The 17,881-nt window shown below is 42.7% G+C and carries 12 protein-coding genes; 1 reads left to right on the top strand and 11 read right to left on the bottom strand.

Annotated features, from left to right (window positions below):
- Positions 1-12 precede the first annotated feature (12 nt).
- From BY457_RS13815 to BY457_RS13770, 9 genes are all read right to left on the bottom strand, one after another.
- Positions 13-1,038: a FecR family protein gene (locus BY457_RS13815; protein WP_106153918.1), complete on the bottom strand. Its 1,026-nt coding sequence runs from the start codon at positions 1,036-1,038 to the stop codon at positions 13-15.
- 439 nt (positions 1,039-1,477) lie between these two features.
- On the bottom strand, positions 1,478-2,047 hold the full coding sequence (locus BY457_RS13810; RefSeq protein ID WP_106153917.1) for an RNA polymerase sigma factor: 570 nt from the start codon (positions 2,045-2,047) through the stop codon (positions 1,478-1,480).
- 306 nt (positions 2,048-2,353) lie between these two features.
- A complete protein-coding gene (locus tag BY457_RS13805; RefSeq protein ID WP_106153916.1) occupies positions 2,354-3,898 on the bottom strand; it encodes an alpha-N-arabinofuranosidase in 1,545 nt (514 codons plus the stop codon).
- A gap of 245 nt (positions 3,899-4,143) precedes the next feature.
- A complete protein-coding gene (locus tag BY457_RS13795) occupies positions 4,144-5,478 on the bottom strand; it encodes a family 43 glycosylhydrolase (protein WP_106153914.1) in 1,335 nt (444 codons plus the stop codon).
- Between the two features lie 79 nt (positions 5,479-5,557).
- Positions 5,558-7,228 (bottom strand): ribulokinase, encoded by a 1,671-nt coding sequence (locus BY457_RS13790; protein ID WP_106153913.1) that lies wholly within the window; start codon positions 7,226-7,228, stop codon positions 5,558-5,560.
- A 180-nt stretch (positions 7,229-7,408) separates the two neighbouring features.
- Complete coding sequence (araD, locus tag BY457_RS13785; RefSeq protein ID WP_106153912.1) at positions 7,409-8,098, bottom strand: L-ribulose-5-phosphate 4-epimerase; 690 nt, start codon at positions 8,096-8,098, stop codon at positions 7,409-7,411.
- Between the two features lie 14 nt (positions 8,099-8,112).
- Complete coding sequence (locus BY457_RS13780; protein WP_106153911.1) at positions 8,113-9,903, bottom strand: sodium/sugar symporter; 1,791 nt, start codon at positions 9,901-9,903, stop codon at positions 8,113-8,115.
- Between the two features lie 24 nt (positions 9,904-9,927).
- Complete coding sequence (gene araA / locus BY457_RS13775) at positions 9,928-11,430, bottom strand: L-arabinose isomerase (RefSeq protein ID WP_106153910.1); 1,503 nt, start codon at positions 11,428-11,430, stop codon at positions 9,928-9,930.
- A gap of 25 nt (positions 11,431-11,455) precedes the next feature.
- A complete protein-coding gene (locus BY457_RS13770) occupies positions 11,456-12,148 on the bottom strand; it encodes an NUDIX hydrolase (protein ID WP_106153909.1) in 693 nt (230 codons plus the stop codon).
- A gap of 448 nt (positions 12,149-12,596) precedes the next feature.
- On the opposite strand from BY457_RS13770, the gene BY457_RS13765 reads away from it, so the two are divergent.
- Positions 12,597-13,706: an aldose epimerase family protein gene (locus BY457_RS13765; protein ID WP_106153908.1), complete on the top strand. Its 1,110-nt coding sequence runs from the start codon at positions 12,597-12,599 to the stop codon at positions 13,704-13,706.
- A 102-nt stretch (positions 13,707-13,808) separates the two neighbouring features.
- Here BY457_RS13765 and BY457_RS13760 read toward each other — a convergent pair whose 3' ends face one another.
- Together BY457_RS13760 and BY457_RS13755 are read right to left on the bottom strand one after the other, a co-directional pair.
- Positions 13,809-15,665, bottom strand: a complete 1,857-nt coding sequence (locus BY457_RS13760) for a right-handed parallel beta-helix repeat-containing protein (RefSeq protein WP_106153907.1) — start codon at positions 15,663-15,665, stop codon at positions 13,809-13,811.
- Positions 15,666-15,697: 32 nt separating this feature from the next.
- A complete protein-coding gene (locus BY457_RS13755; protein WP_106153906.1) occupies positions 15,698-17,563 on the bottom strand; it encodes a right-handed parallel beta-helix repeat-containing protein in 1,866 nt (621 codons plus the stop codon).
- Between the last annotated feature and the right edge of the window lie 318 nt (positions 17,564-17,881).

Raw genomic sequence — 17,881 nt, 5'->3', positions numbered from 1 at the left:
AAATTTTTCAATTTATTGATGTTGAATGATTACTTTCTTTCTCGAAAAATTGCCTGCACTATCTTGCTTATTATCCTCAATTACATAATCAATTGGAGAAGTCAGTTTTAACAATCTCAAAATTTCTTCAAGTTTTTCGTCTTTGAACGTCCCCCTGAAGGTGTAATCATAAATGGTGCTATCCTCCACAACCACATCCACATTAAACCAGCGTGACAATTCTCTGGCTGTTCGAACCATATTTTCTCCCCGAAGCAATAACTTTCCATCAATCCATGAGGAATATATTTCAGGCTCAACCTGTTTCCGGGTTAGCTTTCTTTTTTCATTATCAAAGACCAGTTGTTCACCTGGTGTCATTTGGAATGATTGTTCGCACCGATCTGGTTTAAATTCCACGACACCTTCTTCCAGAACTACCTCTACAATATCTTCTTCGGGCCACATTTCCACGTTGAAACGAGTCCCTAAAACTTTCACTTCAGCATTGTTTCCTCTGACTGTAAAGGGGTGTAACGAGTCACTTTTTACATCGAAAAAGGCATTGCCTTTTACTTGGACATTCCTGTTTTCAAAAGGGATATAGTAACTTAATTCAGAACCACTATTCAACCAGGTAATGGTTCCATCAGGCAATTCGGTTTTAACTCTGGCTCCCAATGGGGAAATAATTTCCACCAATGTCGGTTCCGATTCAGGCTTCTCAGCAAAGAAGAATAGCAAAGCATTTATGACCAAAAGTGGCAGAAGCAGAACGGCAGCTATTCTGGCAAATAATTTCAACGCCCTTGTCATTTTCTTTGGACCGGAGGCATTCTCCGAATCAGATCTAATCAAGAAATGAATTTTCTGCAGGATGGGAGATAAATCTTTATGAGAGTTCGTAAAGGAGATTGCATCCCAATCCTCTGCCATACGCTTCTTCAAATCAGAAATGCCTGACTCCTCCCTGAACAGCCGAAAAAACTTGCGCTTTGATGATCTGTCTCCTCTGCCAGCGAGATAATCATCAAATATTTGTTGTTGCTTTTTATTCATCAGTATATAATTAAACTAAATCATTGGTCTGATGGAACTCGCATGTAAGAACTTATACATATTCTCTTGTGGTAATCGTTGCCATGCTCGTTTCATCCGTATAAAATTTATTAATTAAGGTCGGATGGAACTCGCATGCAAGAACTTATACATATTCTTTTGAGGCAATCGTTGCCATGCTCGTTTCATTTGTATAAAATAAGACTAAGTTATTGGTCTGATAGAACTCGTCCCGAACATTTGGGACTCGTTTCATTCGGAAAATTGCCAGGCCTTTAAAAGTAATACCATTTTAAAACCAAAATCTCCCGAAAAAAAATCACATTTTTTTTATTCTTTTAAGAAATACATCAATCATGAAGAAGAATTGAAGCTGGCGCAACCTGGCTAAATGCCTGATAACAAAAAGCCTTACCAACATCCCTTGCTTAGAAGTACCCTAAAGCAGAAATAAATAGAAGAAAAGCAATGACAAAAAACCCGATTTCTTAAGATGAACTTTCAAAAATCCTATCACCTCAGAAATCTGATTATCCACGGTTTTGGAGGTAACACCAACAATCTCAGCGATTTCTTTAGCTGACTTACCTTCAAATCGGCTTAGATGAAAAATACGTTGCTTCTTCTCCGGAAGTCTTTGGAGTAGTTGAGTAATCTGGTCCAGAACTGAGCGAAAGGTAAGTGAAGCTTCCGTAGTATTATCCCGAGGTTCGAATTGTTGAAACTCCTCTACATCCACATAAACACTTTTATACTTAAAATAATCACGTATCTGGTTAAAGGCAATGGTAAAAAGGTAAGCACGAAAGTTTTCCTCCTCATTAATTTTCTCCCGGTTTTTCCAGATCTTAAGAAAGACGTCCTGAACCAGCTCTTCGGCATCAGAATCTGATTTCAGATATTTATAGCCAAAACCATACAACCGAGATGAATAAAGATAAAACAACTCATTGAAAGCCTGAATACTTCCTTGTTTGAGCTGTTTAATAAAAATCTGTTCCTGAGTCATTCATTCACCTATTTACACTACAAAAATGTAAATATAAATCAAAGAACCCAAAAAAAAATATTCCCTCTGAACTATGTTTAAGAGGAGACCGGAAGCCCCAACAACTGAACACACACCTAAGAGGCAGACACTTACATTAGAAAAAATCCTCCATTAAACAATCATTCAAAAACAATAATATTCCACAGGAGAAGAGTGACCGGGCGGAAACATATTACTTAATACAACTTTTCAGATAACTCTCCATACTAAAAAAAGCCTCCCCGGAAAATCCGAAGAGGCTTTTCTCACGTTTTACTAAAAATCTTATTGCAGTTGCAGGGTGGCAACCGAATGTGCAGGCAGTGTTACCGTCAACACACCTTTTTTAATTTTAAAATCAGAGAACTCAACAGGTTTTACCGTCTCCGGTTCGTCAAATGAGTTGTAAGAATTAAAGTCCGGAGCAGTCAACACAGAGGCGGACAATACCCTGGTGAGATTTCCGTCTTCCACATCTACTTCAATTACCTGCTCTTCTGTTGCATCCAGATTACTAAGACTGATGTTCACTTTTCCATCTTTCTTTGAGGCGGTTCCGCTTACAGCCGGAATTTCTTCTCCACCCACCTCATAGCTAACGGTTTGAAGCAACTCAGGAATATACGTTGCATCCTGATGCACCTTGTACATATTAAAAACATGGTAGGTTGGAGTCAGTACCATCTTATCGTCTTCAGTAAGGATCATGGCCTGCAAAACATTTACCACCTGGGCAATATTAGCCATCTGGACACGCTCTGCATGCTGATGGAAAATATTAAAAGTTACAGCAGCAATCAAGGCATCACGCATAGAGTTTTGCTGGAACAAATGACCGGGTTCGGTTCCGGGTTCCACATCGGTCCAGATCCCCCACTCATCAACCAAAAGCGGAAGATTTTTTTCGGGATCATACTTATCCATGACGTTGGAGTGCTTTGTAACCAACTCATCCATGAACAAGGCATTTTTCAGACCGCTAAAGTAGAGGTCCTCACCAAAACCGGTGGCAGCAGACTTATTATTCCAGTCTCCTGTTGCAATGGTATAGTAATGCACCGAAAGTGCATCCATATTTCTGGCAGCCCTCTCCATCAGCACATCTGTCCAGTTGTAGTCGCTGCCATTGGCTCCGCAACCGACACGCTCAAATTTACCTTCACCATAAAGTCGGGCATAGAGTGAATACTGACGCAACAGATCGCTGTAATACTCCGGACGCATATCGCCTCCACAGCCCCAGCTCTCGTTACCAATTCCAAGGAATTTAACATCCCAGGGCTCTTCACGACCATTTTCGCGACGCCAGTTGGCCATAGGAATATCCTCATCTGAAGTCATGTATTCTATCCACTCTACCATTTCGGTAACAGTTCCACTACCCACATTTGCAGAAATATATGGGTCGGCACCTATCATCTCACAAAGATTCAGAAATTCATGTGTACCAAAACTGTTGTCTTCAATGGAGCCACCCCAGAAATAGTTCTTAATTTTAGGACGCTCACTCTTCGGCCCTACGCCATCTTTCCAGTGATACGTATCGGCAAAACAACCTCCGGGCCAGCGAAGAACCGGAATGTTCAGTTCTTTCAAAGCATCCAGGATATCTTTACGATAACCGTTAACATTGGGAATGTCAGAATCGGGTCCCACCCAGATTCCATCATAGATACAACGGCCAAGGTGTTCGGCAAAATGACCATAAATATTTTTATTGATGGTCTGTTCTGCATTGTTAAAATCCAGATTCATTTTATTCTGGGCACCGGCAGGTAAAGCCAAAACAAAAGCGAAAAACAATGCAATGAGTAGATTCTTTCTGTTCATCTCGAATTGGTTTTAATTAGAAATATCTTGTTTTATGTTATTCTACTTAGTTTCTGTCCATAAACTAAGCGGTTTTGACGTGTTTGAACCAGAAAGTTCAAATTCAAGGCGTGTGAAAAATCTAAACCGCAGTCCCGAAGTAGCTTTTGTAAGATTTTTTGAACAAAAAACCAACAAAAAGCACAATCGGGATGAAAATTTAGATTTTGAGCAACAATGCAGAAGTTGAACTTTATAGACAAACACTACTTAAACTGAATCCAATCTAATACTAATTCCGAATCTCCGGCATTGAAAATATATAAATCATGAATCCCTTTCGGCAAGTCGGAAAGTGTTACCTTTTTTAACTGGTAATCACCCGCATTGTCAAACTCAACATCCGTCAAACGAGGACCATCCGGCGCATTCAATCGAATTTCAAAATCTCCGCCTTTTTCTGCATATCCTTTTACTATGAGTTCTTCAAATTCGCCTGTGCCAAAGTCCACTTTATTGTAACTAATCCAGTTACCTTCTTCAGGTAAATGCACCTGCCAACCCTGGTGAGGATCTGTATCATCAACAAACTCATAACTGACATTCTCTCCTTCAGCCAGGCTGTACCGGTCTGTCTGAATACGGGCGGAAGCAGGTGTGATCCCCACTCCACGTAATGTTGGTAAAACTTCCTGAATGGTTCCATCAGCATTAAAAAACAGACTATCTGCTTTGATCGAACGATTTTTATCAAAATCAGGAGACAAATCATTGTGATGATAAAACAAATACCATTGGTCACGATATTCAATAATGGAATGATGATTGGTCCAGCACTCAACAGGAGATTCTTTCATAATCACTCCCTTAAATTCAAAGGGCCCCATCGGGCTGTCTCCCATGGCATAAACCAGGCGTTCGGTTGTTTCGGGCACATGAGGAAAAGTAAAATAATACTTTCCGTTGCGCTCAAAGAGATACGGTCCCTCCTTAAATTTTGCAGGAAGATCCACCACTTCCTGTGGTTCGGTGGCCAATTCCAACATATTCTCCTTCAGCTTTGCCATGTACAGCTTTTCGCCACCTCCCCAATAAAGGTAGGCTTGACCATCTCTGTCGATAAATGGATTGGGATCAATGCCAAATACATCTTTCATTGGTTGCTCCTGAGGGATAAAAGGCCCCTCCGGGGAGTCAGCAACAGCCACCCCTACCCTTCGTCCTCTACCCTCTGACTTATCTTTGGCAGTAGAAGGAAAATAAAAATAATACTTCCCGTTTTTTTCAATGCAATCGGGAGCCCACATACTATAAGTTGACGGATCCACCCAAGACACATCATACTGACTAAGAATAACTCCGTGATCCTCCCATTGAGTCAGATTTTCGGAAGAATAAACATGGTAATCCTCCATACAAAACCAGTTGGCAAACCGTCCGGAATCAAGCCTGATATCATGTGAAGGATAAACATATACCTTATCATTGAATACCCGGGCTGAAGGGTCAGCAGTAAACTCATCCATTATCAGTGGATTTTGTGCCCACGAAACCGTTATTGATAAAACAATAAAAATCAGAAGAAGAGTTGCCTTTTTCATGATCAAAACAGTATTAAGTGAATATAGGGTGCGACCTGAGAAACAGGCCAACACCCTTATCAGTATATAAAGAAAGCTCTTACAATTCTTTCTCGGTAAATTCCCCGAGTTTCACATATTTACTGTAAATAGCTTCATACTTCTTCACATTCTCTGCGTTGGGAGTATATTCTTTCTCAAATCCCTGTCCCATCTGCTTTTGCGCTTCCTCCACATTATCGTAAATACCCGCCACAACAGCAGCAAACATACCTGCTCCCACAGCACAAGTCTGTTCGGTGGCAGCCACTTTGATAGGCATATTCAACACATCGGCAAGTGTCTGCATCACAAACGGAGATTTGCGAGCCACGCCTCCAAGACCAATCACAGCTTTGAGTTCAACACCTTCTTCCCTGAAACGGTCCACAATCGCTTTGGACCCAAAAGCCGTAGCTTCCACCAAAGCTCTGAAAATACGTGGTGCCGAGGATCCCAGTGTCAACCCGGAAATGGAACCTGTCACTTCCTGACTGGCATCGGGTGTGCGGCGTCCATTCATCCAATCTACAGCAAGAATGGTGGACTCATCAACCGAAATTTTCATGGCTTCCCGGCTTAACTCAGGTATAATCTTATCAATGGTTTCCTCAATCAGTTTTTCCCGGGTTCCGGCATCCACCAGTTCTGTTTTGCTCAGGATATTACTGAGCGGCCAGGCTACGACATTCTTAAACCAGGCATAGATGTCACCAAAACCGGACTGACCGGCCTCCAGACCTATATAACCGGGAACGACAGAACCATCTACCTGTCCGCAAATTCCTTTTACCAGTTTATCTCCCATTTGCTCGTAATCCGCAATCATAATATCGCAAGTAGAAGTACCAATGGCACGCGCCAACACATTAGATGTGGCACCACCTCCAACAGCACCCATGTGGCAGTCAAAGGCACTTACACCAACAACCACGTCGGTGGAAAGACCAAGTTTTTCTGCCCATTCGGGAGTAAGGGTTCCTACTTTAGTATCACTGGCATAAGTGTCTTTAAACAATCGATCGCGAAAACCCATCAACAAAGGATCCAGTTCAGTAAGAAATTCTTCAGGAGGAAGACCTCCCCAGCTTTCATGCCACATAGCTTTGTGTCCGGCAGCACAACGACTACGCACCACCTTGTCGGGCTGTTCTGTACCGGTTATTAGTGATGGCATCCAGTCGGCATGCTCAATCCATGAATAAGCAGCTTTTCGGATGGCCTCATCTTCGCGCAATACATGAAGCGCTTTTGCCCACACCCACTCGGAAGAATAAACACCGCCCTCAAACTGAGTATAATCCACGTCCCACTTACGGGCAAGCTGGTTAATTTCGGCAGCCTCTTTCACTGCTGTATGGTCTTTCCAGAGAATAAACATAGCATTGGGATTCTCTGCAAACTCAGGTTTCAGTGCCAGGGGAATCCCGTCTTCATCCACAAAGGCCGGAGTACTTCCGGTTGTATCGAAGGACATACCCACCACATTTTCAGCCACACCGGTTCCGGCTTCTTTAAGGGCCGTCTTTACGGTATATTCCAAAACCTCAATATAATCCAGAGGATGCTGACGATACCGATTGGCAGCAGGATCACAATATTTACCTTCAATCCACCGTGGATAATGTTTAACTGCCTGGGAGACTTCCTCTCCGGTTTGGGTATCCACCACCACGGCACGGGCAGAATCAGACCCGTAATCCAATCCTATAACATATTTTTTGGAGCTCATTGTATTCAGTTTTTGATCAGTAGTTTTTAGTCAGTAGTTTTAACAAGCAGGGTTCATCAATAAATTATTCCAATGCTCAACTATCTGCTTAAAACATCCTTGTGATAACTAAGTAATTTTTGGGAGATAAACCCGGGCCGGAAGCCGGCCCGGGTGAGAGAAATGATGCCTTTACATTATCTATTTCTGCCCGTAATAGGCATTGGCACCATGTTTACGATCGAAATGCTTTTTTGTAAGAAGCGGATTCATGGTAACATTGGGATTTACAGACTTACTAACAAAAGCCATTTTAGCAACAGCTTCCATTACCACGCTGTTGTGCACAGCCTCGTGTGCATCTTTCCCCCAGGTGAAAGGACCATGATTTTTCACAATTACCCCGGGAATATGATTGGGGTTTTTATCTGCAAAAGCTTCCACAATTACGGTACCTGTCTCCTTCTCATATTCTCCTTCCACCTCCTCTTTTGTCATATCGCGCGTACACGGGATATCACTGGCAAAATAGTCGGCATGTGTAGTTCCGATAATTGGAATATCCACACCCGCTTGTGCCCAGGCGGTAGCATAGGAAGAGTGGGTATGCACCACTCCTCCTATTTCCGGAAAATTCTTATACAATTCGATATGAGTTGGAGTATCCGAAGAAGGTTTCAGTTGACCTTCCACCACGTTGCCTTCCAGGTTCAAGACGACCATGTCATCGGCTGTCATGTCATCGTAAGCCACACCGCTGGGTTTGATTACCACCAAACCTCTTTCCCGGTCAATGGCACTCACATTCCCCCAGGTAAAAATTACCAGGTTGTGTTTTACCAGATCGAGATTGGCCTGGAAGACTTCTTCCTTTAACTTTTTTAAATCCATCTTCTGATCTTTTTTTACCAGAACACTCCGTAAAGCAATGCAAGAATAACGATAACTCCCACTGCACCAATATTAAAAGTTGTTCCGGTTTTGAAACTTTCGGGATTAATCTCAAGCGCTTTCTTGTCAGCTGCAATAATTTTCTCATTGGCAATCAAAATAATACCAACAAAAATAAAGGCTGCAGCAGTCATGAAAATACTCTCAATTCCCAAATTATTCAGGAAATAAATATTCACACCAACCGCGCCAATAATAGCAGCGACAATACCGATGGTCATCAGGATATACCCGGTGCGCATATAGGCTGGACGAACGGTGTGTTTGGTATCGGTAGTCCACGATTTTTTATCTACGAAAGTGACAATTGTAGCTACAAAGACCAGCACCACAAATACATATCCCATGCGCATCATCCAGGGCATCTCCGGGAATCCGAATTTGAAAGCAAATCCAAGAGGTAATGTCAGAATAGCAGTCCAGAGAGCAGCTCTGTTGGTTGCCTGACGCCAGAAAAGTCCCATAAAAAACACGATAACCACACCGGGATAGATAAATCCTGTGTATTCCTGAATATACTGGAATGCCTGCTCCAGGTTTTGTAACATAGGAGCAATAAATACGGCTATCGTCAAAGCCACTAAGGCAGTGATACGACCTACCAACACCTGAGATTTATCACTGGCATTCTTATTGAAATACGGCTTGTAAATATCTACCGTAAAAATAGTTGAGGTAGAGTTAATCATAGACGCCAGAGATGAAACAATGGCCGCAGAAAGAGCCGCAAATGCCAGACCGCGAACACCAACAGGCATATAATTGGCCAAAAGATATGGGTAAGCCTGATCGGCAATCTCCAGATCATTCTTCAGATAAAAGGCGGCGATACCAGGAATTACCACAATAAGCGGAATCAACATTTTCAGGTAAGCACCAAACAGCAATCCGCGCTTGGCTTCGGTAACAGATTTGGCTGCCAGACCTTTCTGGATAATATACTGGTTAAAGCCCCAGTAACCAAAGTTGGTCAGCCAGATACCTCCAAGAATAATACCCAGACCGGGCAAATCAAGAAATACATCCGGCCTTGTATCCTGCTCGGCTATCATATGGAAATGATCCCGGACACCTTCAAAAAGCGTACTGAACCCTTTTATTGGTCCGGAGCCAACTCCACCCACTGCATCAAGAGCAACATAGGTTGTTACCAGACCACCGACCACCAGGAAGAATACCTGTATGACATCGGTCCAGGCAACAGCCTTTAGTCCGCCATAAATGGAATATATTCCGGAAAAAACAGCAAGACCGATAATGCCATACATCAGGGGAATTCCCAGAATGGTCTCCATGGCAAGAGCACCCATATAGGTCACCGATGTCAGGTTTACAAACACATATACCAGCAACCAGAAAATTGCAAATGCCGTACTCACTCCACGTGAATAACGCTCTGCAAGAAACTGTGGCATGGTATAAATCTTCTTCTCAATAAAAATGGGAATAAAATACTTGGCGATTACAATCAGGGATGCTGCTGCAATCCACTCATAACAAGCAATCCCAATTCCCAAAGCATACCCGGAACCGGACATACCGATAAATTGCTCAGCCGAAATATTAGCGGCAATCAAGGATGCTCCAATAGCCCACCAGGTCAGTGATTTATTGGCAAGAAAGTAATCCTGAGCGGTTTTTTCCACTCCTTTTTTTCCTCTCGAAATAAAAAGCCCCATCCCCAGGATAACAATGGCATAGACTGCAAATATTATCCAGTCCAGTGTTGCGAAAGCTGATTCCATAATTTAATTTATTTAAAGTCGATTTTAGATTCCACGATTCAATTTGTAAAACATATCATTCCAACGCAATTCTTTCTTAAACTCAGGAATGGTCGTTTTTTCATCAATCAGCAAGAATTCAATTCCGGCGATTTCAGCAAAATCTTCCAGATATTCAGCCGTTAAATCATATGAAAAACTGGTGTGATGAGTTCCTCCTGCCAGAATCCAGGCTGCCGCGCCAACTTCGAAATTGGGCTTTGGAACCCACAACGCACTGGCAACAGGCAACTTGGGAAGTGGCTTTGATTCAACACACTCCACCTTATTGACAATCATCCGGAAACGATTACCCATATCCACAACAGTTGCTGCCACACCTTCACCGGGCTTACTGGTAAAGACCAGACGGGCAGGATCATTCTTACCTCCAATACCCAATGGGTGCACCTGCAATTTGGGCTTGTGGTCGGCAATCAAAGGACAAACCTCCAGCATATGTGCCTGAAGAATGGTACTGTTCTCTCCGTCAAAATTAAGAGTATAATCTTCAAGAAACGAGCAGCCTTTAGGCAGTCCCTGCCCCATAAACCACATAGTGCGGTAAAGAGCAGCCGTTTTCCAGTCGCCTTCGGCACCAAAACCGTATCCGTCCGCCATCAAACGCTGAGAAGCAAGACCGGGCAACTGATCAACCTCATTCAAATCATCGAAATTGGAAGTAAATGCTTTTGCTCCTTTTTCTTCCAAAAAGCGGCGCAAAGCAATTTCAATGCGGGCAGCGTGTTCTACCTGACCTCTGTTGGCACCTCCTGCTTTGCAATCATCAGCAAAATCATAATCATTTTCATAAACCTTCACCAATTCTGCCACTTCGGCATCGGTAACTTTATCTTTAACGGCTACCAGATCAGCAATGGGATAATAATCCACATGGTACCCCATAACCATTTCGGCATCCACTTTATCTCCATCAGTTACGGCCACATTGTTCATCTGGTCGCCAAAACGAATAATGCGAAGATCCTGTGCATCGGCCCAGGCAGCAGAAACACGCATCCATACAGCAATACGCTCCTGAGCCTGGGGATCCTGCCAGTGCCCAACCACAACTTTCCGGGGTTTCTTCAAACGAGCCATGATATGTCCGAACTCACGGTCTCCATGAGCACTTTGATTAAGGTTCATAAAGTCCATGTCGATATCGTTCCATGGAATCTCCTTATTAAACTGAGTATGAAAATGGAGAATAGGTTTACGCAGCTCCTGCAAGCCATGAATCCACATCTTGGAAGGAGAGAAAGTATGCATCCAGGTGATTACCCCCACACATTTTTCATCATTGTTGGCCGCTTTCATGGTTGCGGTAACCTCTTTGGCAGAATTTACAGTTCCTTTGTAAACAATCTTTACAGGCAAATTGCCTGAAGCATTCATCCCTTTCACCATCTCAGTGGAATGTCCGTCCACTGCCACAACAGCATCACCTCCGTACAATAACTGCGCGCCGGTAACAAACCAAACTTCATAATCTTTAAAATTTTCCATCGTCAAATTCCTTTTAAGTATTTGTTCAGATTTTAATAATTCGCTCATGCCCGTTCAACTCCTCCGAATTGGGTCTGAAGCGATAATTAAAGGCTCCTTTTTTTGATTCTTCAGTATTCTTGGTATTCAATCGTTCCAAAACATTAAGTCCCAATACCTTTTTCCTAAAATTGCCGGGATCCAGTTCTCTTTGATAAATGGCCTCATAGAGTCTCCTCAGTTGGGTAAGCGTAAATTCATCAGGTAACAACTCCTTGCCAACCAACTCGAGGCTGGCTTTCATCTGCAACCTTTCTTTGGCTTTTTCCACAATATCAGAATGATCAAAAATCAACTCCGGAACCTCATCCAGAGAGCACCACCGGGCTCCCATTTCATCCACTTTACCTGCATCATGCTTATCTATGCGAATCAGGGCATAAAATGCCACAGAGATTACGCGTGCTGCCGGATCCCTGTCTGGTTCAGAGAAAGCCTGAACCTGTTCCAGATAAATATCTTTCAGTCCGGTACTCTGACGCAACACCCTGTTGGCAGCAGTCTCCAGCGCCTCTTTCTCACCACAAAAACCTCCCATTAATGACCATCCGCCAATTTGAGGTTGTATGGGCCTTTTGTGCAAAAGAAGTTTCAGTTCATAGTTTTCATAACCAAAAATCACACAATCCACAGCCAGATAATGTTTCGGAGCATTTTTATAGTGTCCCTGATACTGCATTTTATTTTTATTTTAGGATAATACGGGCAAGGAAGTACATCTCCTTAGTTTATTTACGCTACAATCTTTTCTAAAAAAAAATTCAGTTTTATGCTTCAAAATTAAAAAGTAATTTCTACTTTTAAAATGTTTTTAGAGATTTTTTTTAATAAATTTCAAAAATACATTAATTTACAGGTAATCCGTAAAGAACAAATCATCATTGGATTCTGAAGAAAACAAATACCAGAGAAGCCCGTTAAGGCATAAACAACCTAACCCTGCAACCGGTTAGTCTCTTTGATATTAAGGCACTTTTGCCATACATTTGGCAATTTACAAAAAAAGCATTACAAATGTTTAATATACTCTTATTGTGAATCCGAAAAAATAAGAAAGAAAAAACGTTTAAACAGTATAAAAAAGCAGTACACTATAGCTCTAATAAACAATTAAAATTAAACAATTTATGAGAAAAAAATCATTACATTCTCTGTTTGCAGGCATTTTAGGATTGAGTATCCTCAGTTGCAATGTGCCGGCCGAAGAAGCCATCAAAAAAGAATCCTGGGGTCAGACTCCGGATGGAAAGGCTGTTAACCTCTACACGCTAAAAAGCAGTTCCGGTCTGGAAGTAAAAATAACTGATTTTGGAGGGGTAATCACGACTGTGAATGCACCCGACAAAGCAGGAAACATTGAAAACGTAGTACTCGGTTTTGATGACTTGTCCAGCTATCTGGAAAAAAGAAGCTTTTTTGGTGCCATCATCGGTCGATACGGAAACCGGATTGACAAAGGACAGTTCACCCTCAATGACAGTACCTATCAGCTTTCTTTGAACGATGGGCCCAACCACCTGCATGGCGGCACCAACGGCTTTGACCAGAAAGTATGGGAGGCGACCCCCGTTGAGACAGCCAAAGGGCCTGCTTTGAAACTTACCTACTTTAGTAAAGATGGTGAGGAAGGATACCCCGGAAATCTGGAAGTCACTGTTACTTACACGCTCCAGGGAGATAGTCTGATTGTGGATTACCTTGCCAACACAGACAAAGCCACACCGGTAAATCTGACAAATCACTCTTTTTTCAATCTGGCAGGCGAAGGAAGCATTCTTAATCATGAACTTACCATCGATGCAGACGCATATACCCCGGTAAATGAGACACTGATACCTACCGGAGAAATAAAACCGGTAGAAGGAACTCCTTTCGATTTTACGACCCCTCATCCCATTGGTGAACGCATAGACCAGGTTCCGGGAGGATATGACCACAACTATGCCTTGAATAAAACCGAAAAGGGTGCAATGACATTTGCCTCTAAGTTGAAAGATCCGGAATCAGGACGTACAATGGAAATATATACTGAAGAACCCGGTTTGCAGTTTTATTCCGGTAATTTCCTTGATGGCTCACAAAAATCAGGAGATTGGGTATTTGAGCAGTACAACGGACTCTGTCTGGAGACTCAGCACTTTCCTGACTCGCCTAACCATGAGAATTTTCCGTCAACGATATTGAATCCTGACGAAACCTACCAAACCAGGACCATTATGGTTTTTGGTGTGGAGTAATAAAACAGGCTCAATCAATACAAAAGGCCTGTCGGAATAGTTTCCGACAGGCCTTTTTCCATTTTTATCAATAACTAATAAGGTTTGAAGCCCTAAAAAATGTTACCTGGCTCCAATAAAATTAATTTGAGCATTGCTCCAACCGGCAACTTTCTTTATGTTATCAGGAATATCGGATGCCACCTGGTGTCCCTCAAATCCGGGAACAATCTGTGCATCTCCTGAAAACAAAGCGCCATCAAAGCCATTATAGAACTTACTGTTGGTCTCAAACGTTTCATACAACGCATTCAAATCCGCCGGATCTGAAATGCGCGCCTGGCATTCCTCATTTTGTGCAGGACTCCACAAAGCCAACAGTGGCGACTCCTCTTTATTCATCTTCACATATACATTATTGTCAACGGCTTTTAGCGTGGATTCACTGAGTCGCTCACACATCTCGGCCGGTTGCCACACATAAAGCATAGGGGTTTCCATACCCACTGTATCTATCAACAGATTATTCACAAACACATGATTTTCGCGTTCCTCAACACCCGGTCCGCTGGTAACATGCCATCCAAAGTGATCGGCACCATCGCCACGCGCTGTACGCCCAAAACTTGCACGGCTGTTAATAAATGTATTGTTGTACATTTCAGAGCCCGCAGCATTAAGAATCAGAATGCCCTGATTGTTATTGACAAATTCATTTCCGGCCACAATAACTCCTACCGAAATCTCAAAGAAAAAGCCACTGCGTCCAACCCAAACTTTATCACCAAGAGCTGCCTGATCAACCTGACCAACATTTTCAACACGATTATTAACAAAAACCCCATCTACATTACCTACATCATACCAGATTCCGTTAGAATTAGGCTGATTGGTTACCAGATTCTCCCGGCAAACAACACGATGACTCTGATTAAAGATTTTAACGGCAGCAGGAAAATATCCCCGCCAGTTTTCGATGTTGTTATGTGCAAAGATATTTCGTTCGAGCAGCACATCATCCGAAGCAACAATATAAAGTCCTTCAGTGTTGGTATCTTCAATTTTACAGTTTCGCATCACCATGCTGTCGCCATGAGCAAAGACAGCCACCCGCAAAGCCTTGGTAAAAGAACAATTTTCAAAAACAGTCCCAACAGCATCATTACCATGTGCCTCCTCCGGAGATATTTCCTCAGGGAAAAGCCCGTCAATCAAAACACTGATATCGGCATACTGAGTAACCTCCAGACCTTTGATAACCGGCCCTCGCTTGTCTGTTGTTTTACCATGTACATCTTCAGGTGTCCTGATAATTGCATTATTGAATGCGGTAATCTCAACCAACTGCCCGGAAGGATCTGTTCCCAGATAAATTTTCTTTGCGTCATAATCCACAAAGAAAGTACCTTCTTCCAACTCGTCCTTACTTCCAACCGATTGCAAATAATCTCCATTTACAAAAACGCAATCGTTATTGAATCGATGCATAGGCGTACTTTCGATGTTTCGCTCTTTGTTCCACCATGACTGAGGCTCACCGGGGAAAAAGCGTTCCCAATCAGTAACCCATACACCGTCTGAGTCCTGTTGCCAATTATCTGCAACAAAAGTACCGTTCAATACCGGCTTTTCGTCCTGATAAGGTTGAATGGTAATTCCCTGATTAAAGGTAAGACCACCTGTACGGTAGGTCCCACCCCGCATTACAATAGCATCATTGGTTACCACACGAGAAATGGCAGCCTCAATGGTTGTGGGCGTCTCGAGGGTAGTTCCCTCAGCACTGGCATCTCCGTCAGGAGCCACATAATAGATGGTTCCTGATACGTCCGGAAGTTCATAAGTCGTTTCATAAGGTCCGTAAACGACCTCTTCATTTTCTGCAGTTCTATCAGCAGGGGCAGGTGCCTGACATGCAAACAAACCTGCAACTGCCATAGCTGCGAAACCCAATGGAGTAATAAATGAACGTGTCTTCATTACTATAAATTTTTAAAATTTGAGAATCCTTCCTATCTGGCTCCAACAAAAGGAGCATCTTCGCCTGACCATCCGGCAGCTGCCTTAATATTCTCAGGAATTTCGGAAGCCTGAATATGTCCTTCAAAAGAAGAATTCACTTCAAGATTCTCAGGATTCACATTCGTAAAAAGAGCTCCGTCATAACCATTGAAAAACTTACTATTGGCCTCAAAATGGCCATACAGCTCATTAAGTTCAGCCGGATCACTGATTTTGGTCTGACATTTCTCATTATCGGCCGGACTCCACAGAGCAATAGCAGCATTTTCTTCTTTGGTCATCTTTACATAGACATTGTTATCAAACTTTTGCAGTGTGGACTCATTCAGGCGTTCACACATTTCGGAGGGTTGCCAAACATACAACAATGGAAATTCCAGCCCCATTGTATCCACCATCAGGTTGTTTACAAACTCATGGTTCTCGCGCTCATCCACACCCGGACCCGTATTGATGTGCCATCCAAAATGGTCGGGATCTGAACCGCGCTCGTCCCTGCCGAAACTGGCACGACTGTTCACAAAAGTATTGTTGTAAACCTTAGCTCCGGAGCTGTTCAAGATGAGCATCCCCTGATTGTTGTTCACGAAATCATTACCTGCCACGGTAACGCCTTTGGATATTTCAAAAAAGAAACCATTACTACTGGGCCACACCTGATCATCACGAAAAGGGCCTTCAGGGCTTCCAACACTTTCCACCCGGTTGTTCACAAAAACCCCGTCCACATTACCTACATCGTACCAAAGGCCATTGGAATGAGGGTGATTGATTATCAGGTTTTCGCTGCAAACGACCCGGTGTGACTGGTTAAAGATTTTAACCGCTGCAGGATAAAAGCCGGTCCACTTTTCAATATTGTTATTTTCGAAAATATTACCTTCCAGCAGAACGTCGTCAGACGCCACAACATAAAGGCCTTCTGTATTGGTATCTGTAATTTTACAATTACGCATCACCATGCTGTCTCCAATGGCAAAAACACCAATACGTAAACTTTTGGAGAAAGTACAGTCCTCAAATACAGTTCCGACCACATCATTTCCATGCGCCTCATCGGCAGAATGCCCCTGAGGATAAAAACCATCGATGTGGACCATTGTGTCCGGATATTGAGTAACAGTTAAGCCACGAATAACAGGCCCCTTGCCATCATTCTCCTTACCATGAGCCTCTCCGCTGGTACGGAAAATAGCTTTACGGAAAGCAGTTATCTCCATCTTTTTGCCGGCAGGATCCTGACCGATATAAATCTCCTGAGCATCGTAGTCCACAAAAAAAGTACCTTCATCCAGTTCATCTTTACTACCTGCTGACTGAAGGATATTTCCATCAACAAACACCATATCGTTGTTGAAACGATGAAGTGGTGTGAACTCCAGATTACGCTCCGGTCTCCACCATGATTCAGGTTCCCCGGGGAAAAGACGATCCCATCTGGTAAACCAAAGACCGTTTTCATCCTGCTCCCACTCAGTAGCCTCAAGTGTACCGTTTAGTACAGGTTTTTCATCCTGATATGGCTGAATAGTAATCCCCTGATTAAAGATAAGATTACCACTACGATAGGTGCCGCCCCGCATAACTACTGCATCACCTGTAACCACACGCGACAAAGCAGATTCAATAGAAGTTGGAGCCTCCAAAGCGGTTCCATCCGCCTCCGCATTTCCATCGGGAGACACATAATAAATGGTACCTGAAACTTCAGGCAAATCATACGTCTTTTCAACCGGTCCGTAAACCGATTCATTGCCGGCTGAGTCCTCAATTGACTGAGGCGGCTGACAGGCTACCAACCCAAAGGCAACCATCAGAGCAGGTACAAATAGTAAGTTTAAGTGCTTGTTTTTCATTGGTTTAAAATTTAATAATTATCTGATAAATATTCAACTAATCAAATGAAGCGTATTTAAGTCAGTATTAAAATCGGAGTCGGGGTTGAACGTTTACAGGGAAGGTGAATCTAATTGCATCTTCAAAAAAATTTTCTCCTCCCTTTATTAAAAACAACAATCTCGTTTTTAACCAGTTCCACTCACTGGTTTTGAATAGAAAGCAAGAGCGGAACAGACCAAAACAGAAGCCTTTCAAAACACTAATATATAAATAAATGAATAAGAAAAACTCATCTGACCTCAATTATTCGTAAATAGTGCTTGCAAGAAAACTAT

It is taken from the genome of Marinilabilia salmonicolor (genome assembly GCF_003003035.1).
Lineage (GTDB): Bacteria > Bacteroidota > Bacteroidia > Bacteroidales > Marinilabiliaceae > Marinilabilia > Marinilabilia salmonicolor_A.
The sequence above is the reverse complement of the archived record's forward strand: the minus strand, read 5'-3'. Positions and strand labels throughout refer to the sequence as shown.